Here is a 26790-nt window from a genome sequence, read left to right on the forward strand (position 1 = left end):
CTTTCAACCAACAATGATCAAGAAATTCATCGACAAGCTGCTTGGCAAGACCGCCGGCGGCACGCAGGGCAAGAGCCGCTTCGGCAAGCGCCAGGAGGTGCCGGCAGAGGTTCACAAGATCGATCCGGCCCTGGTCGACGAACGCGCGAAGAACGTGGTCACCACGCTGCAGCAGGCCGGCTACGAGGCCTACGTGGTGGGTGGCGCGGTGCGCGACCTGCTGCTGGGGCTGCGCCCCAAGGACTTCGACGTGGCCACCAATGCCACGCCCGAGCAGGTCAAGTCGCTGTTTCGCCGTGCATTCATCATCGGGCGGCGCTTTCGCATCGTGCACGTGGTGTACGGCCGTGGGCGCGAGCACGAGGTGATCGAGGTCTCGACCTTCCGCGCCTACATGGACAACGCCGCGGCCGAGCAGGTGGCGGGCAACGAGCGCACCAGCAAGGGCGAGCTTGCCAGCATGAAGCACGCCGTGGACGCCAGCGGCCGCGTGCTGCGCGACAACGTCTGGGGCCCGCAGGAAGAAGACGCGGCGCGCCGCGACTTCACCGTCAACGCCATGTACTACGACCCGGCCAACCAGGTCGTGGTCGACTATCACAACGGCATCAAGGACGCGCAGAAGCTCACGCTGCGCATGATCGGAGACCCGGCCACGCGCTACCGCGAAGACCCGGTGCGCATCATTCGCGCCATCCGCTTCTCGGCCAAGCTCGCCGCCCTGGGCTTCAAGATGGAAGCCAAGACGGCGGCCCCGCTGGTCGAGTCGAGCAAGCTGCTGGCAGATGTGCCGCAAAGCCGCCTGTTCGACGAAATGCTCAAGCTGCTGCAGACCGGCCATGCGATTGCGACCGTCGAGCAGCTGAACAAGCTCGGCCTCGCCCGTGGCATCTATCCGCTGCTCGACGTGGTGGTGGAGCGCGCCGACCAGCCCTTTGTGAAGGCCGCCCTGCAAGACACCGACCGCCGCGTGGGCGAAGGCAAGCCCGTGGCGCCCAGCTTCCTGCTGGCCTGCGTGCTGTGGGCCGACGTGCGCGACGGCTGGGCCCAGCGCCAGGAAGGCCGCCACGGCCAGCGCCCGCAGCCGCCATTTCCGGCGCTGCAGGACGCCATCGACGACGTGTTCAACGCCCGCATCGGCGATGTCTCGGGCCGCGGCAAGCTGGCCGCCGACATGCGCGAGATCTGGATGATGCAGCCGCGCTTCGACAAGCGCACCGGATCCACGCCCTACAGCCTGGTCGAGCAGGCGCGTTTCCGCGCCGCCTTCGACTTCATGCGCCTGCGCGCCGACGTGGGCGAGGTGAGCGAGGCGATTGCCGAGTGGTGGCAGGAATTCAGCACCGCCGACGACGTGCGCCGCCAGGACCTGCTGGAGCAGGTGCGCGAGGAGCAGAAGGTGCGTCAGCGCGTGCGGGTGCGCGAAACCCCGGCGCCGAAGCCGCGCGGCGGTGAACCGGCTGCGCGCAAGAGCCAGGTCCCCGATTCGGAGCAGGACGACGAAGTCGAAGAGGTTGAAGTAGAAGCCGGCGCCGTGCCGCCCGATGGCGAGGCGGTACCGCGCAAGCGCCGGCGTCGCCGCAAGCCCCGCACCGGAGGTGGTGGCGGTGCTGGTGGTGGGGGCGGCGGGAGCGCCGGAGGCGCATGAGCACGCCCAACCGGCCGAAGGACGGCAAGCCAGGCCCCAAGGCCAAGGCTGCACCGCCGCGTGCGGGCGGTGGTGCCAAGCCACCGTCTGCAGGCGCAAAGAGCGGACCGCCCGCGCGCCGCGCGCCCACCCGTGCACCTTCGCGCAGCCCACGCGGTCCGCGGGAGGATTACCCCACGGCACAGGCTTTCATCGCCATCGGCGCCAACCTGGGCGATGCCGAGGCAGCCGTGAAGGCCGCCATGGCCGACATCGGCGCGCTTCAGCGAACCGTGGTGACGGCCCGCTCGTCGCTCTATCGCAGTGAGCCGGTGGATGCCGAAGGCCCCGATTTCATCAACGCCGTGGTGGCCGTGCGCACCGGCCTGGATGCCGAGCAGTTGCTCGTGGCGTTGCAGCGCCTGGAGGCGCTGGCCGGCCGCGAAAGGCCGTTCCCCAACGCGCCGCGCACGCTCGATCTCGATTTGCTGATGCACGGCAACTCGGTGATCGACACGCCCACGCTGACCTTGCCGCACCCCCGCATGCGCGAGCGCGCCTTCGTGCTGAAGCCGCTCGCCGAAATCGCGCCCGACAAGGTGCCGCGCGCGGCGCTGGCACGCGTTACGGGCCAGGTGGTCAAGCGCATCGTCTGAAGGCTGTGCTGCTCTACGTCCTCGATCTCGCCGGCGTGGCGGTCTTCGCGGTCAGTGGGGCGCTGGGGGCCGGCCATGCGGGCCTCGACTGGCTGGGCGTGGTGGTGATCGCTTCGGTCACCGCGGTGGGCGGCGGCACGCTGCGCGACCTGCTGCTCGACCGCCATCCGGTGTTCTGGATCCGCGACACCCGGTATGTCTACGTGATCCTCGCGGCTGCGGCGCTCACCATCGTCTGGGTGCACCTGTTGCCAGTGCCGGAGCATGCGCTGGCCGTTGCCGACGCCCTGGGGCTCGGCCTGTTCGCCATCACCGGTGCGCAGGTGGCCGAGGAGCGGCGCCTGCCGGCCGTCATCGTGCTGCTGGTCGGCACCATGACCGGCGCGGCCGGTGGGCTGCTGCGCGATGTGTTCACCGCCCGCGTTCCGCTGCTGCTGAGCAGCGGCATCTACGGCTCGGCCGCCATCGCGGGCATTGCGGCCTACCTGCTGCTGCAGGCGGCCGGAACGCCGCGGCGCTGGGCTTTTCATGCTGGCGTGCTGCTGATCGTGGCGCTCCGCCTGGGCGGAATCTACGGCGGCTGGCACCTGCCGGTGCTGCGCTTGCCGGCCTGAAAGTCGGGTGTTCCGGCAGCCCCGAAAAGCCTGCCCGGCCGGGCAGGGCCCGCGCGCCCGTTAAACTTCGCCGGTTTTTCATCAAGGCGTCATGAAACTGTGATTGGCGCTCCCCTGGAGTTTTCATGTTCGGCAAGCTGCTGCCCCGCGAGGGCAATTTCTTCGAGATGTTCAACCAGCACGCCGAGCGCATCGTGGAGGCGGCGAGGGCCTTCGAGCAGCTCGTTGCCAACTACAGCGACGTGCACCTGCGCGAGCAGTACAACCGCGACGTCGACAACGCCGAGCGCGCCGCCGACCGCGTGACGCACGACGTCAACCGGCTGATTCACAAGACTTTCATCACGCCCATCGACCGCGAGCAGATCCACAAGCTCATCAACACGATGGACGACGTGGCCGACCTGATCCAGGACTCGGCCGAGACCATGGCGCTGTACGACGTGCGCCACATGACCGACGAGATCGTTCGCCTCACGGCACTGAGCGTGAAGTGCTGCGACCGCCTGAAGGACGCCGTCAAGTTCCTCGGCAAGATCGCCGACCCGGCTGTGGCCGAGGCCACGCTGAAGACCTGCGAGGAAATCGACCGCCTCGAATCGGACGCCGACCGCGTGATGCGCAGCGCCATGAGCAAGCTGTTCCGCGAAGAGCCCGACGTGCGCGAGGTGATCAAGCTCAAGGCGATCTACGAGCTGCTCGAGACGATCACCGACAAGTGCGAGGACGTGGCCAACGTGATCGAGGGCATCGTCCTCGAGAATTCCTGAGCGGGCAGCGCTGATGGCAACGGTTCAGGTCGCCCTCTGGGTGGTGATAGTGCTGGTCGCGCTGGCGATCCTGTTCGACTTCATGAACGGGTTCCACGACGCCGCCAATTCGATTGCGACGGTGGTGTCCACCGGGGTTCTCAAGCCGGGGCAGGCCGTCGTGTTTGCGGCCTTCTTCAACCTGATCGCGATCTTCATCTTCCATTTGAGCGTGGCCGCCACCGTGGGCAAGGGCATCGCCCAGCCGGGGGTGGTCGACGTGCACGTGGTGTTCGGTGCGCTCGTGGGTGCCATCAGCTGGAACCTCGTGACCTGGTACTACGGCATTCCGAGCAGCTCGTCGCACGCGCTGATCGGTGGCATCGTGGGCGCGGTGATCTCCAAGACCGGTACCAGTGGCCTGGTGGCCTCGGGCATCTGGAAGACGGTGGCCTTCATCTTCGTGTCGCCGTTGCTGGGCTTCCTGCTCGGTTCGATGATGATGGTCGTGGTGGCCTGGGGCTTCCGGCGCGCCACGCCGTCGCGCGTGGACCGCTGGTTCCGCCGGCTGCAGCTGGTTTCGGCCGGCGCCTACAGCCTGGGCCACGGCGGCAACGACGCGCAGAAGACCATTGGCATCATCTGGATGCTGCTGATCGCCACCGGCTACGCCAATGCCGGCGACGCGAATCCGCCGACCTGGACCATCGTGAGCTGCTACGCCGCGATTGCGCTGGGCACGATGTTCGGCGGCTGGCGCATCGTGAAGACGATGGGCCAGAAGATCACCAAGCTCAAGCCCGTGGGCGGCTTCTGCGCCGAGACGGGCGGGGCGCTGACGCTGTTCCTGGCGACGGCGCTGGGCATTCCGGTGTCGACCACGCACACCATCACGGGCGCCATCGTCGGTGTCGGCTCGACGCAGCGCGCGAGCGCGGTGCGCTGGGGCGTGGCGGGGAACATCGTATGGGCGTGGATCTTCACGATCCCGGCCTCGGCGTTCGTGGCGGCGATTGCCTACTGGATTAGCATCCAGCTGTTCTGACGGCTACTGCGAGATCTTCCGGCCCTCTTCGACCTGGTGCTCGAAGTAGCGCTGGAAGCTGAACACGATGCTGGCCATCAGGATCGTGCTGCCGAAGAAGAGCGAGAGCACGACGGCACCGATGGTGAACCAGTTCGTGCGGCCGGGTTCCGCGTCGGCCGGCGCGCTGGCGTTGAAGCGGGCATTCCACTTCTCGGGCGTCATGAGGCCATAGATGATGGCCATCAACGCGCAGCCTGCGATGGTGAAGCCCAGCAGCGGGATCAGCGCCCAGCTAACGCCGTCGTCCACGCCGTACATGCGCACGCGCTCGATGCCGTAGATGCCCAGCGCCGTGGGAATGGGCAGCAGCCAGCCGAGCAAGTCGCCCATGCCGCGCAGGTAGAAGCGGTGCAGGCCGAGCGGGCCGCCCAGGAAGGAGAGCCAGGCGGCAACAGTCTTGTTTTTCATTCGGGTTTGGTGGTGCTGCCTTCGCCGAGCACTTTTTCCATCAATACGACATCGCGCCATTCGCCGAACTTCCAGCCGCAGTCTTTCAGCACGCCCACATGCGTGAAGCCCTGGCTGCGGTGCACGCCGACGGAGCCGGCGTTGGCCGAATCGCCGATCACCGCGATCAGCTTGCGCACGCCGGCCGCCTCGGCAGCCTGCGACAGCGCTGCCAGCAGCTTGGCGCCCAGACCCTTGCCGCGTGCTGACTCCGACATGTAGATCGAGTCTTCGGCCGAAAAACGGTAGGCCGGGCGCGGCTTGAACCAGTTGCAGTAGGCAAAACCCAACACTTCGCCATTTTCTTCGGCAACCAGATACGGCAGGTTCTTGCCCAGTACGTCGGCCCGGCGGGCGGCCATGTCGGCGGGGGAAGGAGGCTCTGTTTCGAAGGTGCCGGTGCCGTGCAGCACGTGGTGGGCGTAGATGGCGGCGATGGCCTCGACGTCTTCGTCGCGGCTGGGGCGGATGGTGAGGGGCATGCGGTGGAAACGGGTGGCGCAAGGCCGGAATTCGGAGAAAACGCGGGTCGGGCTATAATCGCGGGCTTTTCAGCGTGTCGCTGGCCGGGTGGCCATGTCGCGTGTCTCGACGCTGGAAGAACATTGTGAGCGGGCCTCTTCTTCATCCATAAGGCCTGCTGACCACCCAAGGATAAATCATGGTCGTCATTCGACTCTCCCGCGGCGGCTCCAAAGGCCGTCCGTTCTTCAACATCGTCGTGTCGGACAAGCGCGTTCGCCGCGATGGCCGTTTCATCGAGCGCCTGGGTTTCTACAACCCGACCGCCAAGGAAAACGAAGAAAGCATCCGTATCGCCCAGGACCGCCTGGCCTACTGGAAGAGCGTCGGCGCACAAGCTTCGCCCACCGTTCTGCGCCTGATCCGTCAAGCTGCCTCGGCAGCTCCCAAGGCGGCGGCCTAAGCCGTCCGCACGGCGATGCTGCCCGCACTCGAAACCGCCGAATTGCCGGCGGATGCGATTGAAGTAGGGCGCATCGCCGATGCCTGGGGCATCAAGGGCTGGTTCAAGGTCCTGCCCCACAGCGCCCAGCCCGAGGCGCTTTTTTCTTCCAAGCGCTGGTTCCTGCAGGCTCCCGGAGCCTCGGCAAGCACCGCTTTCCGGCTCGCGATCCGCGAGGCCAAAGAACATTCCGACTGCATCGTCGCCACATCCGAGGACGTGCCCGACCGCAATGCGGCCGAGGCGCTGCGTGGCGCGCGCGTGTTCGTGCCGCGCTCGAGCTTTCCTACGGCTGGTGACGACGAGTACTACTGGGTCGACCTGATCGGCCTGTCGGTGGTCAACCGCGAAGGCGTGGTGCTCGGCACCGTGCGCGAGCTGCTCGCAACCGGCCCGCAGACCACGCTGGTGCTCACCGCCGAAGAAGACGGCAAGGCCATCGAGCGCATGGTGCCCTTCGTCTCGGTCTTCGTCGACAAGGTCGACCTGCCCGGCCGTCTCATCACGGTCGACTGGCAACCCGATTTCTGATCCGGACCTTGCGCGCATGCGCTTCGACGTCCTCACGCTTTTTCCTGAACTGTTCGCTCCTTTCATGGCCAGCGGCGTGACGCGCCGTGCCTACGAGTCGAAGCAGGTCGAAGTCGTCTTCTGGAATCCGCGTGATTTTGCGCAGGGCAATTACAAGCGCGTGGACGATCGCCCCTTTGGTGGCGGCCCAGGCATGGTGATGATGGCGGAGCCGCTGGCGGCCTGCCTTGATGCGGCGCTGGCTGAACGCGGGGCGCAGGCGCCCGTCGTGTTGTTTTCTCCGATCGGGGAGGCGCTGCGCCATGAGGCGGTCGAGAAGTGGTCGGCCAGCGAAGGCGCGGTGCTGATTTGCGGCCGCTACGAAGGCATCGATCAGCGCTTCATCGACGCGCGCGTCACCCACCAGATCAGCCTCGGCGATTTCGTGCTTTCCGGCGGCGAGATCGCGGCCATGGCGCTGCTCGACGCCGTGGCCCGGCTGCAGCCGGGTGTGCTCGGCGACGAGGCCAGCCACGTGCAGGACAGCTTCAATCCCGCGCTCGACGGCCTGCTCGACTGCCCGCACTACACACGGCCCGAGCAATGGAACGGGCAGGGCGTGCCGGCGCCGCTGCTCTCGGGCCACCATGCGCAGATCGAGCGCTGGCGGCGTGACCAGCGGCTGGCCATCACGGCCGCACGGCGCCCCGACCTGATCGACGCAGCCCGCGCAGCGGGGCGTCTTGGCAGAGCCGATGAGGCCGCGCTGAAAAAAAAGCTATAATCCCCGGTTCCCCGATCCTCTGCCCGGCCGCGCCCGGTCTTTTCCCGGTCATCCCGTGAAAGCCAAAGGCGCCTTTTGTGTAGCCCGACACGATCGACTTTCAGGAAATCATGAACCTCATCCAGACCCTCGAGCAGGAAGAAATCTCCCGTCTCGGCAAGACCATCCCCGATTTCATGCCCGGTGACACGGTCATCGTCAGCGTGAACGTCGTCGAAGGCACCCGCAAGCGCGTGCAGGCCTACGAAGGCGTTGTGATCGCCAAGCGCAACCGTGGCCTCAACAGCGGCTTCACCGTGCGCAAGATCTCCAGCGGCGAAGGCGTGGAGCGTACGTTCCAGACCTACAGCCCGCTGATCGCCGCTATCGAAGTCAAGCGCCGTGGCGATGTGCGCCGCGCCAAGCTGTACTACCTGCGCGACCGCAGCGGCCGTTCGGCACGCATCAAGGAAAAGCTGCCGAGCAAGTCGACGGCTGCAGCGGCTGCCAAGTAAGCAGTCCGCCTGCCGTGCAAGAAAAGCCGCCGCTCTGGCGGCTTTTTGCATTGTTGCCCCCGCTCAGCGACAACCTTCCTTTTTTCCGCTCTACTTCTTTCTTTCCTCCGCCTCAGGTACGTTTCATCTCTTGACCAACTCATCCATTCCTCTGCAGGCCGCATCCGTCGAACCCGTCAACGCCGTGGCGCCGCCCACGCTGCTGCAGTTCGACCCGCGCAAAGTGCCGTTTGTGGCCGGAGGAGTCGAGGGATTGCCGGCGGTGTCGGCCGTGCAGCTGACGGCGCAGGCGTTGCGAGCCCGCTTCGCGACACCGCCTGCCTGGACGCCGGAGCTGCGGCGTGATCCGCGGATGACCGACCGTGTCCCCGCGCAGGCTGCGGTGCTGGTGCCGATCGTGCAACGCCCCCAGGGCGCGACCGTGCTGCTGACCGAGCGGACCTCGAATCTGTCGACGCATTCGGGGCAGGTTGCGTTTCCCGGTGGCCGCGTCGACCCGGAGGACGCCAACATCGCGGCTGCCGCTTTGCGCGAGGCCTGGGAGGAGGTCGGCCTCTCGGCGCAATACATCGAGGTTCTGGGCAACCTGCCGACCTACACGACGGTGACCTCATTCATCGTGACGCCGGTGGTTGCGCTGGTGCAACCTGACTTCGAGCTCACCATCAATCCTTATGAGGTCGCGCAAGCCTTCGAGGTGCCGCTCGCATGGCTGATGGACCCGGCCAATCACCGCCACCACACCGTGCCCGCACCCGATGGCACCCGGCGCCAGTGGTACTCGATGCCCTACCAGGACGGGCCCGACGAGCGCTTCGTCTGGGGCGCGACTGCGGGCATGCTGCGCAATCTCTATCGTTTCCTCGCGGCCTGACTGAATCCGCGGCTCGAATGAAGATGGCCTGAACCTTCAGGCGCTCTCGCTATCATCGAAGGATGAGCTTTTTTGCCATCCTGTGCGCGCTGCTGATCGAGCAGGTGCGGCCCCTGGGCCCGCACAACCCCGTGTACGGCGCGGTGCTGGCGTGGACACGCTGGACCAGCCGCAACTTCGACGCGGGCAAGCCGCATCACGGATGGATCGCCTGGGGCCTCGCGGTGTTCGTGCCCACGCTCGGCGCGCTGGGCGTGCACTGGCTGCTGGTGCTCACGCTCGGCCTGCCGTTCGCGGTGCTCTGGAGCATTGCAGTGCTCTACGTCACGCTGGGCTTCCGGCAGTTCAGCCACCACTTCACCGACATCCGCGATGCGCTCGACGAAGGCGACGAGCCGCTCGCGCGCTCGCTGCTCGCGCATTGGCAGGGCGTGGATGCTGCCAACCTGCCGCGCAGCGAGATCGTGCGCCACGTGATCGAGCATTCGGTGATCGCAGCGCACCGCCATGTGTTCGGCGTGCTCGCGTGGTTCTCGATCGTTGCGGCCATCGGTCTTGGGCCGGCGGGCGCGGTGTTCTATCGCATGAGCGAGTTCGTCTCGCGCTACTGGGCGCACAAGAACGGCGCTGCCGTGCAGCCGTCGAGTGTTTCTGTGCAACAGGCCGCAGACCGCGCCTGGCACATGATCGACTGGCTGCCCGCGCGCATCACGGCGCTGGGTTTCGCGGTGGTCGGCAGCTTCGAGGAAGCGATCGATTGCTGGCGCAATGACGCACAGCGTTTTCCCAATGAGAACGACGGTGTGATCCTCGCGGCCACGTCGGGCGCGGTCAATGTGCGCCTGGGCGGTGGTTCGTTGCGCCCGATTCCGGTCACCGACCCGCTGCCGCGCGCCCAGGCCGGCGAATCGCTGGCCGACGGCCGTCGCACCGACACCGGCAGCACGCCGGGGCGCGAGCCCGAGCCCGGCCACCTGCGCAGTGTGGTGGGTCTGGTCTGGCGCTCGGTCGTGATGTGGATGGTGCTGCTGGCCTTGCTCACCCTGGCTCGCCTGCTCGGCTGAGCGAAGCGGCGAACGAACCATGACACATCCCGTGCCGGCCTTCTGGAGCCCGCGCATCGGCGCGCTCGAACCCTACGTGCCCGGCGAGCAGCCGCGCATCGCGAACCTCGTCAAGCTCAACACCAACGAGAACCCGTATCCGCCGTCGCCGGTCGCCATCGAGGCCATCCGGCGTGCGGCCGAGAACGGCCTGGAGCGCTATCCCGACCCCACCTCGCTTGTGCTGCGTGAAGCGGTAGCGCGGCGGCATGGCCTGCGGGTCGACGAAGTGTTCGCGGGCAACGGCTCGGACGAAGTGCTCGCGCACGCCTTCTTCGCGTTCTTCCAGCAGGCCGAGCCGCTGCTGATGCCCGACGTGAGCTACAGCTTCTACAAGGTCTACGCGCAGTTGTACGGCATCGTCTGCGAGCAGCAGCCGGTGGACGAGGGCCTGCGCATCGATGTCGACGCCCTTGCAGCGCGTGCCCGCCAAGGTTGCGCAGGCATCGTCATCGCGAATCCGAACGCGCCGACCGGCATCGGCCTGCCGCTGTCGCGCATCGAGCAACTGCTCGAAGCCTGCCCCGATCGCGTGGTGCTGGTCGACGAGGCATACGTCGATTTCGGTGGCGAGAGTGCGTTGCCGCTGATCGACAAGCACCCGAACCTGCTCGTGGTGCAGACCCTCTCCAAGTCGCGTTCGCTGGCTGGCCTGCGGGTCGGCTTTGCCTGCGGCCAGGCGCACCTCATCGACGCGCTGGTGCGCGTCAAGGACAGCTTCAACTCGTACCCGCTCGACCGGCTGGCCTCGGCCGGCGCCGTCGCCGCGCTCGAAGACGAAGACTGGTTTCGCAGCACCCGCGACAAGATCGTCGACACCCGGGAGGGCCTCGGCCTGCAGCTCGAAGACCTGGGCTTCGAGGTGCTGCCGTCGCAGGCCAATTTCGTCTTCGCACGCCATCCGCAGCGCGACGCTGCCGAACTGGCGGCCCTGCTGCGCGAGCGTGCGGTGCTGGTGCGGCATTTCAAACAGCCGCGCATCGCGCAGTACCTGCGCATCAGCATCGGCACGCGCGAGCAATGCAGCACGCTGGTCCAGCGGCTGCAGGACATCCTCACTCCAAACCCCTGAAGGAACCCCTGGCGATGCCGACCCACGACACCGATCCGCGCACAGCGGCCTGCACAGGCTTCTGGCAAGCAGTGAGCGCCCAGCTCGAGAGCCTGCGCGCCTTGCCCGCTCGCGAATTGATGGAAGGGTTGAACGAACTGCTCGAACCCTTCTTTCCGCGGCTGGCGGCCGAAGTGGCTGGCGAGCCGCCCGAGTTCAAGCTGGTGCTGACGGCGCACGGTTCGGTAGACGACTTCGAGGATCTGATGGCGCTGGTGCAAAGCAGCCCCAAGCTGCCGCAGGTCGAGGTGGAAGCCTTTCGTCAGCGTTCGAGCGATGGCTTCGGCATGCGCATGAACGACTTCGAATTGGCAAGCTCCGAAGTCCTTGTGAAGCACGAGCTCTACCGGGGGCGGGTGGCGCTGGAGATCGGCTTCGCCAAGCCCATCCCGATGGACATGCAGGACCATGCGCGCCACATGAGCCTCATCATGCTCGACCATATCCTGGGCGAGTACGACTTCGCGGTGAAGGTCGGGGCGGTCGACTACGTCGAGGCCGACGCGCACGCGGATTTCGATGGCGTGCCGCTCGACGATTTCGTGCCCGTGTTCGACGCCTGCTGGCGCGACGAACTCGGCCACACCGGTGTGTTTCCCCAGGGTGAACACGCCTGGTCGGGCATGAACGCGACGCGCACGGCCGAGGACGACCGCGAGATCGAGGTGATCGTCATGCGCAATGACGCGGCCACTGCCCTGGTGGGGCGCGCCGACCTGTGCCATCGCCTGTCGACGGCAGTGCCGGTCGAATCGGGTGAGGAGTTGGAAGAGGCACGCGTCTACGAAGACCGGCTGACGGCGCGGCTGCAGACGCACGAAGCAGGCTGCTGCACGCACGTGGTGTTGGAGGAGGGCGTTCGCACCGTCCACTTCCAGGTGTCCGACCCTGAGGCAGCGATTTCGCATGCTCAATCGCTGCAGGACGACATGGACCTGCCGGTGACGTTGGACCTTGTCTTCGACCCGACCTGGAAGTCCTACCGCATCTGGCTCGGCTGAAGCTGCCTTTCGGTCAGTACCGCTTCTGGCTCAACTCGGCAAACAGCTCGCCATAAATCTTGTAGCGGCTCGCGCTGATGGCGCCCGGTCCGCTGCTCGCTGTTTCCACGTTCGCAATCACGCCGCAGCCCGGCTCGTGCAGATGCGTGCAGTTGTAGAACTTGCAGTCGTTCGCATGCTCGGCGATGTCCGGCATGAGCCCGGCGAGCTGCATCGGCGCGATGTGGTTCAGGCCGAACTCCTGGAAGCCCGGCGAGTCGATCAGGCCGGTGGTGCGGGCTTCATCGATCCAGTACCAGGTGGTGCTCGTGGTTGTGTGCTTGCCCGAATTCAGCGCCTGCGAAATCTCCTGGGTCAGCACGGTCGCGCCCGGCACCAGCAGATTGGTCAGCGTGCTCTTGCCCGATCCGGACGGACCGAGCACCAGCGTGGATTTGCCGGCCAGAAGCTTCATAAGCGAGGCGTAGTCCGCCTCGCCTGACGCCTTCAGCGACAGGGGCAGCACGCCGTGGTGCATGCGGCGGTAGGGTGCCAGCTTGGTCCATGCGCGCTCGAAGGGCTCGACAAGGTCGCTTTTGTTGAGCGCGATGATCGGCGTAATGCGCTCGGCCTCCGCCGCGATCAGCGCGCGAGCCAGCTGATGTTCGGAAAACTCCGGCTCGGCCGCGATCAGGATCAGCACGTGGTCGAGGTTGGCCGCGAACGACTTGGTGCGAATCTCGTCCTGCCGATAGAACAGGTTGCGCCGCGGCAGCACCTGCTCGATGGTGCCTTCGTCCTCGCTGGCCTGCCAGTGCACGCGGTCGCCGACCACGGCCTGGCTCTTCTTGCCGCGCGGGTGGCAGATTAGCCGCTCGCCCGTGGGCGTTTCGACGAGGCAATGACGCCCGTGGCTGGCAACGACAAGGCCCTCGTGGAGTGCCTTCGCAGCAGCGGCTGCGGGCGCGGCGCGGCCGGGCTTAGCCAAGGGCTCGTTCCGTCATGCGGCGGGGGGCGCGACCAGCGCGTCGGCCTGGCGGGCGCAGTCGAAGTCGGTGACCGACAGGCCGCCCACGTCGTGCGTGTTGAAGCGCACTACGCAGCGGTTGTAGTGCACCGCCAGGTCGGGGTGGTGGTCTTGCGTGTGCGCCACGAAAGCCAGCGCGTTCACGAAGGCGATGGTCTCGAAGTAGTTGGCGAAGCTGAAGGTTTTCTCGATGGCGACGTTGGCGCCGTCGCCGGTGAGCATCCAGCCGTCGAGGCGCGCCAGGCCGGCCACGATCTCGGTGGCGCTCAGCGCCTTGCGGGGAGGGAGGTTCTTCCAGTCCTTGGGCTTGAACATGCTGCTCATGATGGGCTTCTTCGAAATGAGGGGGTCGGGTCAGGCGGCCGTCATGCGCGCAAGGCGCTCTGAAGCCGGCGGGTGCGAATAGTAGAACTTGACGAACACCGGATCGGGCGTGAGCGTCGACGCGTTGTCCTGGTAGAGCTTGAGCAGGGCGGCCGACAGGTCGGCGCCGCTGGTTTGCGCCACTGCGTAGGCGTCGGCCTCGAACTCGTGCTTGCGCGACAGTCGTGCGGGCAGCGGAGCAACGAAGAAGCCGAACACCGGCACGGCAATCATGAACAGCAGCAACGCCAGCGCGCTGTTGGGTGCCGTCATGTTGGGCTGCACGCCCAGGCCCGTGTAGAACCAGACCTGCGTCGACACCCAGCCCAGCAGCGCGAAGCCAGCCAGGCTCAGGGCGAACATCGCGACCAGCCGCTTCACGATATGGCGGTGCTTGAAGTGTCCCAGTTCGTGCGCGAGTACGGCCTCGACCTCGCCGGCGTTGAGCTGGCGCAGCAGCGTGTCGTAGAACACCACGCGCTTGCTGGCGCCGAAGCCGGTGAAATAGGCGTTGGCATGGGCGCTGCGCGTGCTGCCGTCCATCACGAACAGGCCCTTGGCCGCGAAGCCGCAGCGCTTCATCAATGCCGTCACGCGCTCCTTGAGCGTCGGGTCGTCGAGCGGCTTGAACTTGTTGAACAGCGGTGCGATGAAGGTCGGGTAGATCAGCATCAGCAGCAGGTTGAATCCCATCCACGCGCCCCAGGACCACAACCACCACAGCTGCCCGGCCGCGCCCATGAGCCAGAGGATCAACGCTGCGATCGGCAGGCCGATCACCGCGCCCAGCAGCGTCGACTTGAGCGTGTCGGCCAGCCAGAGCTTCCAGGTCATCTTGTTGAAGCCGAAGCGCTCTTCGAGCCTGAAGGTCTGCCAGAGCGTGAAGGGCAGTTCGAGCAGGCCGCCGATGGCCGCGAAGGCTGCCAGCAATGCCAGCTGCTGCGCCATGCCGCCGCCGATCCACGCCAGCAGAAGCTTGTTGAGCACGTCGAGGCCGCCGAGCAAGGTCCAGCCCAGAAGCAGCGCTGCGCCCCAGGCCATCTCGACCAGGCCGAAGCGCGCCTTGGCGATGGTGTAGTCGGCCGCTTTCTGGTGGGCGGCGAGGGTGATGGTCTGCGCGAAAGCGGCCGGCACGATGCCGCGGTGCTGCGCCACATGGCGCACCTGCCGCGTGGCCAGCCAGAACTTCACGAGCAGGCCTGCAACCAATGCGGCCGCAAAGGCGATGGTGAAGATGAGCGAATAGGACATGGAGCGGCGAGTTTAGTCCCCGCTATCTGGGGGCGCAGCCCTTCGACGACAATCCTGCGATGCCTGAATCCCTTGACCCGACGCCCCCCGCAGCTGTGCCCAGCCTGAAGAAAAGCGACCAGAACCTGGTCTGGCTGGACTGCGAAATGAGCGGCCTCGACCCCGAAAAAGAGCGCCTGCTCGAAATCGCCGTGGTCGTTACCGGCCCCGACCTCACGCCCGTCATCGACGGCCCCGTGCTCGTCATTCACCAGAGCGACGCCGTGCTCGACGCTATGGATGCCTGGAACAAGGGCACCCACGGCCGCAGCGGCCTGATCGACAAGGTCAAGGCATCCACCCTCGACGAAGCCGCCGCCGAGCAGCAACTGCTGGAATTCATCGCCAAATACATCCCGCGCAGCGGCTCGCCCATGTGTGGCAACACCATCGGGCAGGACCGGCGCTTCCTGGTCAAGTACATGCCCAAGCTGGAGGCGTACTTCCACTATCGGAACCTGGACGTCAGCACCCTCAAGGAGCTGGCCAAGCGCTGGAAACCCACGGCCTACAGCAGCTTCAAGAAGCAGCAGGCGCATACCGCGCTGGCCGATGTGCACGAATCCATCGAGGAACTGGCGCACTACCGCGAGACCTTTTTGCGCCTGACGGATTGAGTAAAGCCGGGGATTAGGTAAAAACCCGAATCCATGCCATAATCGCAGGCTTCGCTGATCGGGAAGGTATTTCAAGCCCGGCCAGCGTCTCTTGCATCTCCCTATCTTGCACACCGCGCCCGATCGCATTCGCTGATCAAAAAGGGCCGCAACCTCAGGCGTCAGCCCGAAGTTGAATGTCGTTGGATGGTTGATGTTTTTAACCACCAACGGGGCGCCGCCTACGGCAGCGCTCGCGTTTGAGATTGATATTCATGACCGACGCTTTTGAAGCGCAGGGCGAGTTCGCGCCTGTGCAATCCGCTACCCACAACGAATTCACCGCCGCCACGGACACCATGTCCGAGGCGCCCATCCTCGAGGCGCTGGATGCGGCTGCCCCCGAAGCTGCCGCGGCCGAAGAGCCCGCCAAGCCCAACGGCTTCATCAAGCTGGGCCTGGCGCCCGAGCTGATCGCCGCCGTGGCTGACCTGGGCTTCACCCAGCCCACCACCGTGCAGGAAAAGGTCGTGCCGATCGCCATGGGCGAAGAGGGCGCTGCCCGCTTCGTCGACCTGATGGTTTCGAGCCAGACCGGCTCCGGCAAGACCGCCGCCTTCCTGCTGCCCGTGCTGCACACGCTGCTCAAGCGCCAGGCCGAGGCAGAAGCCGAAGCCAAGGCCGAGTTCCAGCGCCTGGCCGCCGAAGCTGCTGCCCGCGGCGAAGCCCCGCCCAAGAAGCCGAAGCGCAAGGATCCGACCAACGCCCGTCATTTCAAGGCCGCCACGCCCGGCGCCCTGATCCTGTGCCCGACGCGCGAACTCGCGCAGCAAGTCGCGCACGACGCCATCGAACTGGTTCGCCACTGCCGCGGCCTGCGCATCGCCAACGTGGTGGGCGGCATGCCTTACCAACTGCAGATTGCCAAGCTGCAGAACGCCGACCTCGTGGTTGCCACGCCCGGCCGTCTGCTCGACCTGCAACGCTCGCAGCAACTCAAGCTCGACCAGGTCAAGTTCCTGGTGGTCGACGAAGCTGACCGCATGCTCGACCTCGGCTTCTCCGACGACCTGGCCGAAGTCAACCAGCTCACCATCGAGCGCCAGCAAACGATGATGTTCAGCGCCACCTTCGCGCCGCGCATCCAGCAGCTGGCCCAGCGCGTGATGCGCGAACCGCAGCGCATCACCATCGACAGCCCGCAGGAAAAGCACGCCAACATCAAGCAGGTGCTGTTCTGGGCCGACAACAGCCAGCACAAGCGCAAGCTGCTCGACCACTGGCTGCGCGACACCAGCATCAACCAGGCGATCGTGTTCGCGAGCACGCAAGTCGAGTGCGACGGCCTTGCCAACGACCTGCAGCAAGAAGGCTTCAGCGCCGTGGCGCTGCACGGCGCCCTGAGCCAGGGCCTGCGCAACCGCCGCCTGATGGCGCTGCGCCAGGGCCAGGTGCAGATCCTGGTGGCCACCGACGTTGCCGCCCGCGGCATCGACGTGCCGACCATCACCCACGTCTTCAACTTCGGCCTGCCGATGAAGGCCGAGGACTACACCCACCGCATCGGCCGCACCGGCCGTGCCGGCCGCGACGGCCTGGCCGTCACGTTCGCCGAGTTCCGCGATCGCCGCAAGATCATGGACATCGAGCACTACAGCCGCCAGCAGTTCAAGGCCGAAGTGGTGCCGGGCATGGAGCCGCAACAGCGCATGCCGCAATCGCGTCCGCCGCAAGGCGAATTCCGCGGCGGCCGTGGTGACAGCCAATCGCGCGACCGCAAGTTCGGTGGCGGCGGTGGCGGTGGCTACCGCGGCGGCAATGGTGGCGGCAACGGCGGCAACGGCGGCTATGCCGGCGCCAGCGGCTTCAACGACCGCAACTCGCGTGGTCCGGCCGCACCAGGCCCGCGTGGTTTCCAGGGCGGCCAGAATGCCGGTTTCGGCGGCGGCCGTGACGAAGGCGGCAACGGTGGCGGTGCCGGCTACGGCCGCAAGCCGGGCTGGGGCGACAGCGCTCCGCGCGGCGGCCACGGTCACGGCGGTGGCCGCGGCGATGGCGGCTTTGCACCGCGCGAGGGCTTCGCGCCCCGCGGCAATGGTGCTGCCGGTCATGGCGGCCCGGGCAAGGTGTTCGTGCCCCGCGACGCGCAAAAGCGCGCGTTCAAGCCCAGCCGCTGATCCTGCTTCCCGAGCGGCCTGACGGCCGCCTCGCCCCCAGAAAGCCCGCGCTTCTAACGAACGCGGGCTTTTTCATTTCGGGTTTTCGAGCAGTCAGGTGACATCGAATTTGATTGACATCTGAATCGATGAAAAGTAATGTAATAAGGCATTATTTCCCCGGATCCGTCCTGCGGCCGCCGGTTCATCGACACCTGTTTTTCGACTTTCGACATGAAAATTGCGATTCTTGGGGGTGGCCACGGCGCCTATGCGGCCGCTGCGGACCTGTCTGAAACCGGCCATGAAGTGCGCCTGTGGCGCCGCGACGCCGCGGCGCTCGAGCCGCTGGCGCGTGCCGGCTCGATCACGCTGAAGGACGCCGACGGCGCGCGCGAGGTGCCCATTGCGCTGGCCACCGCCGACATCGGCGCAGCCCTGAAGGGCGCCGAGCTGATCGTCATTCCCACCCCCGCGATCGCCCAGCACGACATCGCACTCGCGATGGCACCGCACCTGGTTGACGGGCAGATCGTGTTCCTGCCGCCGGGCACCTTCGGCAGCTATGTGATGGCCAAGACGGTGAAAAAGGCCGGCAGCCGTGCCGACGTCGCCTGGGCCGAGACCGGCACCCTGCCTTACCTGGCCCGCAAGCACGGCGAGCGCGAAGTCAACGTCACCATCCGCGCCATCCGCCTGCCTACCGGCGTCTATCCGGCCCGCAAGGAGGCGCAAGCCATCGAGGTGATCCGCAAGGCTTATCCGTCCGTGCACGGCTGCGGCGATGCGCTCTCCGGCGCGCTGATGAACGCCGGCCCCGTCATCCACCCGCCGTTGATGGTGATGAATGCCGCGCCGCTGCAGCACTTCGAGCGCTGGGACATCCACAACGAAGGCACGCAGCGCGCCGTGCGCGACGTGACCGACCGGCTCGACCAGGAACGCGTCGCCGTGCGAAAAGCCTTCGGGCAGGGCGCGCCGCACTATCCGCTGGCCGACCACTACAACAACGACCAGTGGATGTACGGCGACGCGCACAAGCAGCTCGTCAAATCGGGCGACTGGCGCGAGAACATCGACCTGCACACGCACCGCTACATCACGGAAGACACCGAGCTCGGCCTGGCTTTTCTGGCTTCGGCCGCGCGCCACGCGGGCGTGGATGCACCCATCGCCCACGGCCTGCTGGCCATCGTCGGCGGCTTTCTCGGGCGCGACCTGCGGCGCGGGCCGCGCACCTTCGAAAGCCTGGGCCTCGCCGACCTGAGCGCGGCGCAACTCAAGCAGAGGCTGCACGATGGCGAATGACGCCGCGCTCCCCCGGTTCGCGGCGGTCGGCGCGGGCCGCATGGGGCGCGGCATCGCCATCGCATTCGCCTATGCCGGCCATCGCATCTCGCTGATCGACCTGCGCCCGCGCAGCGACGAAGCCTGGCAGCGCCTGCGCGATGAAGCAAAGGCCGAGATCGAAGCCAGCCTCTCGGGTCTCGCGCAACTCGGCGTGATCGACGCATCGCAGATCGAGCGCATCGCCGCGCGCGTGGACTTCGTCAACGCCGCGGCCGCCCCGCAGGCGCTGGCCGCAGCCGAACTCGTGTTCGAAGGCGTCCCCGAAACCATGGAAGCCAAGCGCGAGGCCTTCGAGCAGCTCAACCGCCATTGCCGCGACGACGCGATCCTCACCTCGACCACCAGCAGCATCCTCGTGACGCAGCTGGCGTCATTGGTGCGGCTGCCCGGGCGCTTCCTCAACATGCATTGGCTCAACCCGGCCTACGTGATCCCCGTGGTCGAGCTGAGCTGCCACCCCGGCACCGACGCCGCCGTGCTCGCCCGCACCAAGACGCTGATGGAAGAGATCGGCAAGCTGCCCGTGGTTTGCGGTGCCTCGCCAGGCTACATCGTGCCGCGCCTGCAGGCGCTGGTGATGAACGAAGCCGCGCGAATGATCGAGGAAGGTGCCGCCACCGCCGAAGAAATCGACAAGGCCACGCGCTACGGCCTGGGTCTGCGCTTCGCCGCGCTGGGCGTGGTCGAGTTCATCGACTTCGGCGGCTGCGACATCCTGCATCACGCGAGCCGCGAGATGTCGGCCTCGCTCGACGCCGGCCGCTACACCGCGCCAGCCATCGTCGGCCGCATGGTCGAGCAGGGCCGGCTGGGCCTCAAGAGCGGCAGCGGCTTCTACGACTACGAAGGCCGCGACATCGCGGCCTACCGGCGTGACGTGCTCTCGCGCACGCTCGGCGAACTGCGGCATGCGGGCCTTTGGCGCGCGCCCGCGGACGAGACCTTGCCATGAGCATCCGCCGCGCCTTTGCCGACCTGTCGGTGGGGCAGGTGCACTACGCGGCGTGCGGCGACCACCAGGCGCCGGCCGTGCTGTTGCTGCATCAGTCGCCGCGCAGCTGGGCCGAGTACCGCGCAGTGCTGCCGTTGATCGGCGCGCATCGTCGGACCATTGCGATGGACACAGCCGGCTTCGGCGATTCGGCCGACGGCGGAGTGCCGGCGAGCATCGGGCAATGGGCACGCGTGGCCTGTGAACTGCTGGATGCGCTGGGCATCGCGCAGGCCGACGTGGTGGGGCATCACACAGGCGGCGTTATCGCGGTCGAACTCGCGGCAGCGTTTCCTGAGCGCGTTCGCAGCCTGGTGCTGTCTTCGACGCCGTACACCGACGAGCCCTTTCGCAAGGCACGAGCACAACGTCCACCCATCGACGAAGTCGCGCCGAGCGAAGACGGCTCTCACCTCGCAGCGCTGTGGCAAAAGCGCCAAGGTTTCTATCCGCTAGGACGTCCCGACCTGCTCGAAGCCTTCGTGCTCGATGCATTGAAGGTCAAGCGTGTCGAAGAGGGCCATCGCGCCGTCGCGTCGTACCGCATGGAAGAGCGCATTAGTCGCGTCACGCAGCCCACGCTGATCGTTCGCGCCACCGCCGACCCGTTCGCGGCGCCGCATGCCGAGGAGCTGCAGCACCACCTGCCGCAAGCACGCATCGTCGACATCGAAGGCGGCATGGTGCCGCTGCCCGACCAGATGCCTGAAGCCTTCGCGCGTACGGTGCTCGATTTTCTGGAGACGCTGCCGTGAAGGCAGTGCGCATTCACGGATTCGATGCGATCCCCGTGCTGGAGGAGATTGCCGACCCTGTCGCGCGGCCGGGCCGCACCCTGGTGCGCATGGAAGCCGCAACGGTCGGGCACATCGATCGCACAGTGTGGCGCGGCAGTTTCCTTCGCCATCCTCCGTTGCCCTACACGCCTGGCGTGGAGGCTGCAGGTGTAGTGATGGCAAGCGAACGGTATGCCGTCGGCCAGCGCGTGTGGCTGCGCGGCAGCGGGCTCGGCACGCTCTTCGACGGCACCTGGTGCGAGCAGATCGATGCGCCCGACGAAGCGCTGGGCCTGTTGCCGGATGCGGTGCCGATGGCGCTGGGCGCTGCTTTCTTCTCGCCCACGACCTCGGCATGGGTGGCGCTGCACGAAGTCGCGAAGCTGCAGGCCGGTGAGCAGGTGCTCGTGACCGGCGCGAGCGGCGCCGTCGGCTCGCTCGTGATGCAACTCGCACGGGACGCAGGATGCACGGTGACGGCAGTGAACCCAGATGCCGCGCCGCCATCCGCTGCCAGCGCCGATCTGCTGATCGACACGGTCGGCGGAGATGTGCTCGCCAAGGTCCTGCCTTCGGTGCGGCCAGGCGGCCGTGCCGTGCTGGTCGGCTACACCGCCGGCCCGACGCTGCAGCTCGACATCGCGCACTTCCTGCAACGCGATGTTGCGCTGTTGCCTCTCAACATGTTTCGACGTGAAGCCGTCGGCCGTGCAGCGGCGCCCGAATTGCTCGCGAGGCTGGCCGATGGCCGCCTGCACCTCGACGTGCAGCCGTTCGCATTTGCCGATGCAGCCCACGCGCTTGAATGGATCGCACAGCGCGGCCACCGCGGCCGCGCCGTCCTCGTGCCCCGCCTCTGAGCGGAGAGGCGAGCGAGCAAGCTCAGTCTTCTTGCGGCTCCTCGACCGGCACATGCACGTGCAGGTCGATCATCTGCCTCAGCGTCTGCTTGAGCTCTTCGGCGCGTCGCAGCCCGAAGGGTTCGAGCACGCGCCGCTCATGGTCGCGTGCCAGTTCCATCAGGTGCTCGACCGCCTTCAGCCCCTTGCGCGTGATGCGCACCAGCGTGATGCGGCGATCACTTTCGTGGGGCAGGCGCTCGACCTGTCCGCGTGATTCCATGCGGTCCAGCAGCCGCGTCACCGTGGGTTGCTTGGTCACCGTCACCTGCGCGAGCTGGCCGATGCTGATCGGCTCGCTGCCGGCGAGCGATGCCATCACGCGCCACTCCGATACGGAGAAGCCCTGCTGCCGCGCAACCTCGTGGAACTCCGAGGAGATCAGCTGGCTGGCCTGCGCAAGCAGTGCCGGCAGGTAGTCATCGACGAAGCGATGCGATTCGACGGGTTGTTCTTCAGCCATGAAGGCACCTCACAGTCGCCGCGGGCACGCTGTTTGCATGTCTAGGGTAATTCATGATTGTGGATACATTCATTTGTCAACATTATATGAACCGCGATGCAGCTCCCCAAGCTCATCGTCCCACGATAGACAACAAGGACCCAGATGGCCGAGCGTTCATTCGTTGAAGAAGTCAAGAAGCTGCGGCTTTCTGGTGGGGAAGTCTTCCGTGGGGAGGGCATTCTGGCGGTTACCAAGGCCTTGCTCGAATCGGGAGTTTCCTATGTGGCGGGCTACCAGGGCGCACCCATTTCGCACCTGATGGACGTGCTGGCCGACGCGCAGGACATCCTCGCCGAGCAGGGCATCCGCTTCGAGAACAGCGCGAGCGAGGCCACCGCCGCCGCCACGCTGGCCGCCTCCGTCAACTACCCGCTGCGCGGCGCCGTCACCTTCAAGGCGACCGTGGGCACCAACGTCGCGTCTGATGCGCTGGCCAACCTGGCATCCGGCGGCGTCACCGGCGGCGCGCTCATCATCGTCGGCGAAGACTACGGCGAAGGCTCGTCGATCATGCAGGAGCGCAGCCATGCCTTCGCCATGAAGTCGCAGATCTGGCTGCTCGATCCGCGTCCCAACCTGCCGAGCATCGTCGATGCGGTGAAGCAGGGCTTCGATCTTTCAGAGGCCAGTAACACGCCGGTGATGCTGCAGCTGCGCATTCGCGCCTGCCACGTGCACGGCCACTTCATTGCAGGCGACAACCGCCGCCCGAAGTTCACGCTGAAAGACGCGCTCGAGAACCCGCAGCGCGATGTCAGCCGTATCGTGCTGCCGCCCGCGAGCTTCGTGCATGAACAAGAGAAGGTGAAAGACCGCTGGCCCGCTGCCGTGCGCTTCATCGAGGAGCGCAAGCTCAACGAGTTCTTCTCCGAAGATGTGGACGACATCGGCATCATCGTGCAGGGCGGCAGCTACAACACGCTGCTGCGTGCCCTCGAGCGACTGGGCTTGGCCGACGTGTACGGCAACACGCAGGTGCCGCTCTATGTGATGAACGTGGCCTACCCCGTCATCGAGAGCGAGGTGATCCGCTTCTGCGAAGGCAAGCGCGCCGTGATGGTCGTGGAAGAGGGGCAGCCCAACTTCGTCGAGCAGAACCTGGCAACCATCCTGCGCCAGGCCGGCTCGACCACTGCGCTGCACGGCAAGGACATGCTGCCGGTGGCCGGCGAGTACACCGCCTCCGAATTGCTCAAGGGCGCGCGCAGCTTCTGCGAGCGCTACGAACGCCTGGCACCGCTGCCGGTGCCAGCGCCGGTGCGCAAGGTGATTCCGTTGAAGGAAGTGGCGGCCATCGGCATCGATGCCGCACCCGAGCCCGCGCAACCGTCGACAGCATTGGGCGAGGTAGTCCACGCCCGTCCGCCGGGCTTCTGCACCGGCTGCCCCGAGCGCCCCATCTTCAGCGCCATGAAGCTGGTCGAGCGCGAACTCGGAGCGCACCACGTGAGCGCCGACATCGGCTGCCACCTGTTCTCCATCCTGCCGCCCTTCAACATCGGCAACACCACCATGGGCTACGGCCTGGGCGGCGCAGGTGCCGCGGCGCTCAATGCACCCGCCGGCAAGCGCGCGATCTCGATGATGGGCGACGGCGGCTTCTGGCACAACGGCCTCACCAGCGGTGTAGCGAACGCGGTCTTCAACAAGAGCGACAACCTCACCATCGTCGTAGACAACAACTACACCTCGGCCACGGGCGGGCAGGACATCCTGTCGTCGCACGCCGTCAACAAGACGCGCAGCACCGGCCACGAAATCGAGCGCGCCGTGCGCGGCGTGGGCGTGGAGTGGGTGAAGACGCTGCGCCGCACCTACGACGTGGCAGGCATGCGCGACGCGCTGAAAGACGCACTCACCACGACGAAGAAGGGCCCCAAGGTCCTGATCGCCCAGTCGGAGTGCATGCTCAACAAGCAGCGCCGCGAGAAGCCGCTGGTGCGCAAGGCCATTGCCGACGGCAAGCGCATGGTGCGCGAGAAGTTCGGCGTCGATTCCGACACATGCACCGGCGACCACTCCTGCATTCGCCTGTCGGGCTGCCCGTCGCTGTCGATCAAGCCCAACCCCGATCCGCTGCGCACCGACCCCGTCGCGACTGTGCTCGACAGCTGCGTGGGCTGCGGTGTGTGCGGCGAGGTCTCGCATGCCGCCGTGCTGTGCCCGTCGTTCTACAAGGCCCAGATCGTGAGCAACCCCAGCCGCTGGGACGTGCTGCGCGAGCGAGTGCGCGCCGCCGTCATCGGCTGGCTGCAACGCGGCGAAGCGCGCCGCCGTGAAGCCTATGCCTTCTGAAGCAATGACGAGCAACGCACAACCCATAAAGGTTGCCATCCTCGCCATGGGCGGGGAGGGCGGCGGCGTGCTGGCCGACTGGATCGTCGACATGGGCGAGGCCAACGGCTACGTCGCCCAGACCACTTCGGTGCCGGGCGTGGCCCAGCGCACCGGCGCGACCATCTACTACGTCGAGCTGTATCCCACGGCGCAAGCCGAGGCCGATGGCGGCCTGCCGGTGCTCGCGCTGATGCCGCTGCCGGGCGACGTCGACGTGGTGCTGGCGTCGGAGCTCATGGAGGCCGGGCGTGCCGTGCAGCGCGGCCTCGTCACGCGCGACCGCACCACGCTGATCGCATCCACGCACCGTGTCTTCTCCATTGCGGAGAAAAGCGCCTTGGGCGACGGCCGCGTCGACAGCGACCAGCTTCTCGCACACACCGCCAAGGCAGCCAAGCGCTTCATCCGCTTCGACATGGCACAGGCAGCCGAAGCCTCGGGCAGCGTGATCAGCGCCGTGCTGTTCGGCACGCTGGCAGGTTCGGGCGTGCTGCCATTCAGCCGCGCGCAGTTCGAGGCAACCATCGAGCGAGGCGGCGTGGGCGTGAAGCCCAGTCTCAAGGCCTTTGGCGCGGCGTTCTCTCGCGCACAGGGCGGTGACGACGGCGAGCCTGCGAAAGACGTGCCTATCGCCGCGCCAGCACCGCAACCGCGCCACCCGGCCGTGCGGGCATTGGTCGAACGGGCGCAACACGACTTCCCGGTGCAAGCGCAAGACTTCCTGCTCGAAGGCGTGCGCCGTCTCATCGACTACCAGGACCCGGCCTACGCCAGCCTGTACCTGGATCGCATGGCCGCCATCGCCGCGTTGCCGGGCAACGACGACCATCGCCTGCTGCGCGAAACCGCGCGCCACCTCGCGCTCTGGATGTCCTACGAAGACACCGCCCGCGTCGCAGCCCTGAAGACCCGCGCCACCCGCTTCGAGCGCGTGCGCGGCGAGGCCCGCGTACAACCGGGCCAGGTGCTCGCCATCAACGAATACATGCACCCGCGCCTGCAGGAAATCTGCGAGACGCTGCCTGGCGGCATCGGCCGCTGGCTCATGAACTCGACGATGCCCAAGAAGCTCGTCGAGCGCTTCACGCAGCACGGCCGGGTGATCCAGACCAGCTCGTTGCGCGGCTACCTCATGCTGCGCATCGTGGCGGCATGCAAGCGCTGGCGCCTGTCGACGATGCGCTATGCCGAAGAAAACCGCCGTATCGAGGAATGGCTGCAGCGCATCGCCGCCACCGCGCAACGCAACCCCGAACTGGCCGTCGAGCTGGCCCAGTGCCAGCGCCTCGTCAAGGGCTACAGCGATACGCACGAACGCGGCATTCGCAACTACGACACCGTGATGCGTGCTGTCGAGCGCGCCGGCACAGCGCTGGCACCGGCCACGCTGCGCGAACTGCGCGACGCGGCCCTGGCCGACGAACATGGCCACAAGCTGCAGGCCGCACTGGCACAGCACGCACTGGCCTGAAGAGACAACGAAGATGACCGCACCCTCAGCCACCCTCTCACTGCGCGTCGTCGAGGCGCGGGCGTTGAATCCGCTGATCCGCATGCTGCGCCTGCGCGCCGAAGACGGCCGTGCGCTGCCCGGCTTTGCAGCCGGCGCCCACATCCGCGTGCAGGTGTCGCTGCCCGACGGCAAGACCGACTGGCGCCACTACTCGCTCATCAACTTCGACACGGCGCGCAATGCCACCAATGCGCCGGCTGAATACGTGATCGCAGTGCGCAAGGAGGCCGAAGGCCGGGGCGGCTCGCGCTTCATGCACGAGCAGCTGAAAGAGGGCGACACCCTCGCCATCGAGGCGCCCAAGAACGACTTCCCGCTGCACACCGGCCCCGGTGGCACCGTGCTGGTGGCCGGTGGTATCGGCGTGACGCCGCTCGCCACCATGGCCGCCCGCCGCCGCGCCGAAGGTGCAGCCGTGCGCATGCACTACGCCGGCCGCAGCCGCGACCTGATGGCCTTCCTGCCCGAGCTTCAAACCCTGCTCGGCGATGACCTGCGCGTGCACGCGGACGCCGAGGCCGGCACGCCGCTCGATATCGACGCGCTGCTCGACAGCGTTCCCACCGGCGACCGCCTTTACGTCTGCGGCCCCAAGGTCATGCTCGACGCCGTGCTCGAGCGCACCCAGGCGCGCGGCTGGGAACATGACCGCGTGCACTTCGAGCTTTTCACCGAGCCCGTCGCGGAAGAAGGCGATCAGCCCTTCGAGGTGGAGCTCGCCCAGTCGGGCCAGCGCTTCACCGTGCCGGCCGACCAGAGCATCCTCGACTGCCTGATAGAGAACGGCTGCGACCCGATGTTCGACTGCAAGCGCGGCGAATGCGGCGTGTGCGCGGTGCCCGTGCTCGAAGGCGAGATCGACCACCGCGACTACGTGCTCACCGCCCGAGAGAAGGCGGAAGGCAACGTCATACAGATCTGCATCTCGCGCGCCAAGGGTGCGCGCCTGGTGCTCGACATCTGATGAAGCAAGGAGCCATGAGAACC

General features: G+C 66.8%; 28 protein-coding genes. 22 read left to right on the forward strand and 6 right to left on the reverse strand.

Features of this window, described 5'->3' with window-relative positions:
* The first annotated feature begins 13 nt into the window (after positions 1-13).
* The 5 genes from pcnB to BLV60_RS03180 all read left to right on the forward strand — a co-directional run bounded on the left by pcnB (position 14) and on the right by BLV60_RS03180 (position 4691).
* Entirely contained in the window at positions 14-1648 is a 1635-nt protein-coding gene (gene pcnB, locus BLV60_RS03160) for a polynucleotide adenylyltransferase PcnB (protein ID WP_093049656.1), read from the forward strand.
* Positions 1645-2283 carry a 2-amino-4-hydroxy-6-hydroxymethyldihydropteridine diphosphokinase gene (gene folK, locus BLV60_RS03165; protein WP_093049659.1) on the forward strand — a complete coding sequence of 213 codons (639 nt, stop codon included), beginning with the start codon at positions 1645-1647 and terminating at the stop codon, positions 2281-2283. The genes pcnB and folK overlap by 4 nt, the downstream gene beginning before the upstream one ends.
* A 5-nt stretch (positions 2284-2288) precedes the next feature.
* Positions 2289-2897, forward strand: coding sequence for a trimeric intracellular cation channel family protein (locus BLV60_RS03170; protein WP_093049662.1), 609 nt, complete (start codon positions 2289-2291; stop codon positions 2895-2897).
* Between the two features lie 125 nt (positions 2898-3022).
* A complete protein-coding gene (locus tag BLV60_RS03175) occupies positions 3023-3667 on the forward strand; it encodes a DUF47 domain-containing protein (RefSeq protein WP_012746613.1) in 645 nt (214 codons plus the stop codon).
* 13 nt (positions 3668-3680) lie between these two features.
* Positions 3681-4691, forward strand: a complete 1011-nt coding sequence (locus BLV60_RS03180) for an inorganic phosphate transporter (protein WP_093049665.1) — start codon at positions 3681-3683, stop codon at positions 4689-4691.
* A 3-nt stretch (positions 4692-4694) separates the two neighbouring features.
* Here the strand turns inward: BLV60_RS03180 and BLV60_RS03185 are convergent, their stop codons facing one another.
* Positions 4695-5141, reverse strand: a complete 447-nt coding sequence (locus tag BLV60_RS03185; RefSeq protein ID WP_093049669.1) for a TM2 domain-containing protein — start codon at positions 5139-5141, stop codon at positions 4695-4697.
* Positions 5138-5662, reverse strand: coding sequence for a GNAT family N-acetyltransferase (locus BLV60_RS03190; RefSeq protein WP_093049672.1), 525 nt, complete (start codon positions 5660-5662; stop codon positions 5138-5140). Before BLV60_RS03190 ends, BLV60_RS03185 begins: the two co-directional genes overlap by 4 nt.
* A 179-nt stretch (positions 5663-5841) precedes the next feature.
* Here BLV60_RS03190 and rpsP point away from each other — a divergent pair, with 179 nt between their 5' ends.
* The 8 genes from rpsP to BLV60_RS03230 all read left to right on the forward strand — a co-directional run bounded on the left by rpsP (position 5842) and on the right by BLV60_RS03230 (position 12021).
* Complete coding sequence (rpsP, locus tag BLV60_RS03195; RefSeq protein WP_093049676.1) at positions 5842-6105, forward strand: 30S ribosomal protein S16; 264 nt, start codon at positions 5842-5844, stop codon at positions 6103-6105.
* Between the two features lie 15 nt (positions 6106-6120).
* Positions 6121-6675 (forward strand): ribosome maturation factor RimM, encoded by a 555-nt coding sequence (rimM, locus tag BLV60_RS03200; protein WP_093049679.1) that lies wholly within the window; start codon positions 6121-6123, stop codon positions 6673-6675.
* 16 nt (positions 6676-6691) lie between these two features.
* Positions 6692-7438: a tRNA (guanosine(37)-N1)-methyltransferase TrmD gene (trmD, locus tag BLV60_RS03205; RefSeq protein ID WP_093049682.1), complete on the forward strand. Its 747-nt coding sequence runs from the start codon at positions 6692-6694 to the stop codon at positions 7436-7438.
* 110 nt (positions 7439-7548) lie between these two features.
* The gene (rplS, locus tag BLV60_RS03210) at positions 7549-7932 is read left to right on the forward strand and encodes a 50S ribosomal protein L19 (RefSeq protein ID WP_093049685.1); all 384 of its coding nucleotides are present in this window, start codon (positions 7549-7551) and stop codon (positions 7930-7932) included.
* Positions 7933-8062: 130 nt separating this feature from the next.
* Positions 8063-8806 (forward strand): CoA pyrophosphatase, encoded by a 744-nt coding sequence (locus tag BLV60_RS03215; RefSeq protein WP_093049688.1) that lies wholly within the window; start codon positions 8063-8065, stop codon positions 8804-8806.
* 62 nt (positions 8807-8868) lie between these two features.
* Positions 8869-9870: a CobD/CbiB family protein gene (locus BLV60_RS03220; protein WP_093049691.1), complete on the forward strand. Its 1002-nt coding sequence runs from the start codon at positions 8869-8871 to the stop codon at positions 9868-9870.
* A 19-nt stretch (positions 9871-9889) separates the two neighbouring features.
* Positions 9890-10981, forward strand: a complete 1092-nt coding sequence (gene hisC, locus BLV60_RS03225) for a histidinol-phosphate transaminase (RefSeq protein ID WP_093049694.1) — start codon at positions 9890-9892, stop codon at positions 10979-10981.
* Between the two features lie 14 nt (positions 10982-10995).
* Entirely contained in the window at positions 10996-12021 is a 1026-nt protein-coding gene (locus BLV60_RS03230; RefSeq protein WP_093049697.1) for a hypothetical protein, read from the forward strand.
* 13 nt (positions 12022-12034) lie between these two features.
* Here BLV60_RS03230 and rsgA read toward each other — a convergent pair whose 3' ends face one another.
* The 3 genes from rsgA to BLV60_RS03245 are packed head-to-tail and all read right to left on the reverse strand — an operon-like array spanning position 12035 to position 14641.
* Positions 12035-12988 (reverse strand): ribosome small subunit-dependent GTPase A, encoded by a 954-nt coding sequence (rsgA, locus tag BLV60_RS03235; protein WP_093049700.1) that lies wholly within the window; start codon positions 12986-12988, stop codon positions 12035-12037.
* A gap of 12 nt (positions 12989-13000) precedes the next feature.
* Positions 13001-13351: a 4a-hydroxytetrahydrobiopterin dehydratase gene (locus BLV60_RS03240; protein WP_093049703.1), complete on the reverse strand. Its 351-nt coding sequence runs from the start codon at positions 13349-13351 to the stop codon at positions 13001-13003.
* Positions 13352-13381: 30 nt separating this feature from the next.
* Entirely contained in the window at positions 13382-14641 is a 1260-nt protein-coding gene (locus BLV60_RS03245; RefSeq protein ID WP_093049706.1) for a M48 family metallopeptidase, read from the reverse strand.
* Positions 14642-14700: 59 nt separating this feature from the next.
* On the opposite strand from BLV60_RS03245, the gene orn reads away from it, so the two are divergent.
* The 6 genes from orn (at position 14701) to BLV60_RS03275 (ending at position 21409) form a co-directional block, all read left to right on the forward strand.
* Complete coding sequence (gene orn, locus BLV60_RS03250; protein WP_093049709.1) at positions 14701-15297, forward strand: oligoribonuclease; 597 nt, start codon at positions 14701-14703, stop codon at positions 15295-15297.
* Between the two features lie 254 nt (positions 15298-15551).
* Positions 15552-17453, forward strand: a complete 1902-nt coding sequence (locus BLV60_RS03255; RefSeq protein WP_093049712.1) for a DEAD/DEAH box helicase — start codon at positions 15552-15554, stop codon at positions 17451-17453.
* A 213-nt stretch (positions 17454-17666) separates the two neighbouring features.
* Positions 17667-18740, forward strand: coding sequence for an NAD/NADP-dependent octopine/nopaline dehydrogenase family protein (locus tag BLV60_RS03260; protein ID WP_093049715.1), 1074 nt, complete (start codon positions 17667-17669; stop codon positions 18738-18740).
* Positions 18730-19734 (forward strand): 3-hydroxybutyryl-CoA dehydrogenase, encoded by a 1005-nt coding sequence (locus tag BLV60_RS03265; RefSeq protein WP_093049717.1) that lies wholly within the window; start codon positions 18730-18732, stop codon positions 19732-19734. Before BLV60_RS03260 ends, BLV60_RS03265 begins: the two co-directional genes overlap by 11 nt.
* Positions 19731-20528, forward strand: coding sequence for an alpha/beta fold hydrolase (locus tag BLV60_RS03270; RefSeq protein WP_093049720.1), 798 nt, complete (start codon positions 19731-19733; stop codon positions 20526-20528). Before BLV60_RS03265 ends, BLV60_RS03270 begins: the two co-directional genes overlap by 4 nt.
* Positions 20525-21409, forward strand: a complete 885-nt coding sequence (locus BLV60_RS03275) for a quinone oxidoreductase family protein (RefSeq protein WP_093049723.1) — start codon at positions 20525-20527, stop codon at positions 21407-21409. The genes BLV60_RS03270 and BLV60_RS03275 overlap by 4 nt, the downstream gene beginning before the upstream one ends.
* A gap of 22 nt (positions 21410-21431) precedes the next feature.
* On the opposite strand, the gene BLV60_RS03280 is transcribed toward BLV60_RS03275, so the two are convergent.
* Positions 21432-21911 carry a MarR family winged helix-turn-helix transcriptional regulator gene (locus tag BLV60_RS03280; protein ID WP_093049726.1) on the reverse strand — a complete coding sequence of 160 codons (480 nt, stop codon included), beginning with the start codon at positions 21909-21911 and terminating at the stop codon, positions 21432-21434.
* A 144-nt stretch (positions 21912-22055) separates the two neighbouring features.
* Between BLV60_RS03280 and BLV60_RS03285 the strand changes: the two genes are divergently transcribed.
* Genes BLV60_RS03285 through BLV60_RS03295 form a run of 3 tightly spaced genes read left to right on the forward strand, consistent with a single transcriptional unit; the run spans position 22056 to position 26767 of the window.
* Positions 22056-24248 (forward strand): thiamine pyrophosphate-dependent enzyme, encoded by a 2193-nt coding sequence (locus BLV60_RS03285; RefSeq protein ID WP_093049729.1) that lies wholly within the window; start codon positions 22056-22058, stop codon positions 24246-24248.
* A gap of 4 nt (positions 24249-24252) precedes the next feature.
* Complete coding sequence (locus BLV60_RS03290; RefSeq protein ID WP_093049732.1) at positions 24253-25761, forward strand: indolepyruvate oxidoreductase subunit beta family protein; 1509 nt, start codon at positions 24253-24255, stop codon at positions 25759-25761.
* 13 nt (positions 25762-25774) lie between these two features.
* Complete coding sequence (locus BLV60_RS03295) at positions 25775-26767, forward strand: PDR/VanB family oxidoreductase (protein WP_093050401.1); 993 nt, start codon at positions 25775-25777, stop codon at positions 26765-26767.
* The last annotated feature ends 23 nt before the right edge of the window (positions 26768-26790 follow it).

This window comes from Variovorax sp. YR634, assembly GCF_900106655.1.
Taxonomy (GTDB): Bacteria; Pseudomonadota; Gammaproteobacteria; order Burkholderiales; family Burkholderiaceae_C; genus Variovorax.

Excerpts from the sequence above, each read along its gene's own strand:
- pcnB (WP_093049656.1), top strand. The coding sequence starts at position 14 with ATGATCAAGAAATTCATCGACAAGCTGCTTGGCAAGACCGCCGGCGGC.
- folK (WP_093049659.1), top strand. The coding sequence starts at position 1,645 with ATGAGCACGCCCAACCGGCCGAAGGACGGCAAGCCAGGCCCCAAGGCC.
- BLV60_RS03175 (WP_012746613.1), top strand. The coding sequence starts at position 3,023 with ATGTTCGGCAAGCTGCTGCCCCGCGAGGGCAATTTCTTCGAGATGTTC.
- BLV60_RS03180 (WP_093049665.1), top strand. The coding sequence starts at position 3,681 with ATGGCAACGGTTCAGGTCGCCCTCTGGGTGGTGATAGTGCTGGTCGCG.
- BLV60_RS03185 (WP_093049669.1), bottom strand. The coding sequence starts at position 5,141 with ATGAAAAACAAGACTGTTGCCGCCTGGCTCTCCTTCCTGGGCGGCCCG.
- BLV60_RS03190 (WP_093049672.1), bottom strand. The coding sequence starts at position 5,662 with ATGCCCCTCACCATCCGCCCCAGCCGCGACGAAGACGTCGAGGCCATC.
- rpsP (WP_093049676.1), top strand. The coding sequence starts at position 5,842 with ATGGTCGTCATTCGACTCTCCCGCGGCGGCTCCAAAGGCCGTCCGTTC.
- rimM (WP_093049679.1), top strand. The coding sequence starts at position 6,121 with ATGCTGCCCGCACTCGAAACCGCCGAATTGCCGGCGGATGCGATTGAA.
- trmD (WP_093049682.1), top strand. The coding sequence starts at position 6,692 with ATGCGCTTCGACGTCCTCACGCTTTTTCCTGAACTGTTCGCTCCTTTC.
- rplS (WP_093049685.1), top strand. The coding sequence starts at position 7,549 with ATGAACCTCATCCAGACCCTCGAGCAGGAAGAAATCTCCCGTCTCGGC.
- BLV60_RS03220 (WP_093049691.1), top strand. The coding sequence starts at position 8,869 with ATGAGCTTTTTTGCCATCCTGTGCGCGCTGCTGATCGAGCAGGTGCGG.
- hisC (WP_093049694.1), top strand. The coding sequence starts at position 9,890 with ATGACACATCCCGTGCCGGCCTTCTGGAGCCCGCGCATCGGCGCGCTC.
- BLV60_RS03230 (WP_093049697.1), top strand. The coding sequence starts at position 10,996 with ATGCCGACCCACGACACCGATCCGCGCACAGCGGCCTGCACAGGCTTC.
- BLV60_RS03240 (WP_093049703.1), bottom strand. The coding sequence starts at position 13,351 with ATGAGCAGCATGTTCAAGCCCAAGGACTGGAAGAACCTCCCTCCCCGC.
- BLV60_RS03245 (WP_093049706.1), bottom strand. The coding sequence starts at position 14,641 with ATGTCCTATTCGCTCATCTTCACCATCGCCTTTGCGGCCGCATTGGTT.
- orn (WP_093049709.1), top strand. The coding sequence starts at position 14,701 with ATGCCTGAATCCCTTGACCCGACGCCCCCCGCAGCTGTGCCCAGCCTG.
- BLV60_RS03255 (WP_093049712.1), top strand. The coding sequence starts at position 15,552 with ATGACCGACGCTTTTGAAGCGCAGGGCGAGTTCGCGCCTGTGCAATCC.
- BLV60_RS03260 (WP_093049715.1), top strand. The coding sequence starts at position 17,667 with ATGAAAATTGCGATTCTTGGGGGTGGCCACGGCGCCTATGCGGCCGCT.
- BLV60_RS03265 (WP_093049717.1), top strand. The coding sequence starts at position 18,730 with ATGGCGAATGACGCCGCGCTCCCCCGGTTCGCGGCGGTCGGCGCGGGC.
- BLV60_RS03270 (WP_093049720.1), top strand. The coding sequence starts at position 19,731 with ATGAGCATCCGCCGCGCCTTTGCCGACCTGTCGGTGGGGCAGGTGCAC.
- BLV60_RS03280 (WP_093049726.1), bottom strand. The coding sequence starts at position 21,911 with ATGGCTGAAGAACAACCCGTCGAATCGCATCGCTTCGTCGATGACTAC.
- BLV60_RS03285 (WP_093049729.1), top strand. The coding sequence starts at position 22,056 with ATGGCCGAGCGTTCATTCGTTGAAGAAGTCAAGAAGCTGCGGCTTTCT.
- BLV60_RS03290 (WP_093049732.1), top strand. The coding sequence starts at position 24,253 with ATGACGAGCAACGCACAACCCATAAAGGTTGCCATCCTCGCCATGGGC.
- BLV60_RS03295 (WP_093050401.1), top strand. The coding sequence starts at position 25,775 with ATGACCGCACCCTCAGCCACCCTCTCACTGCGCGTCGTCGAGGCGCGG.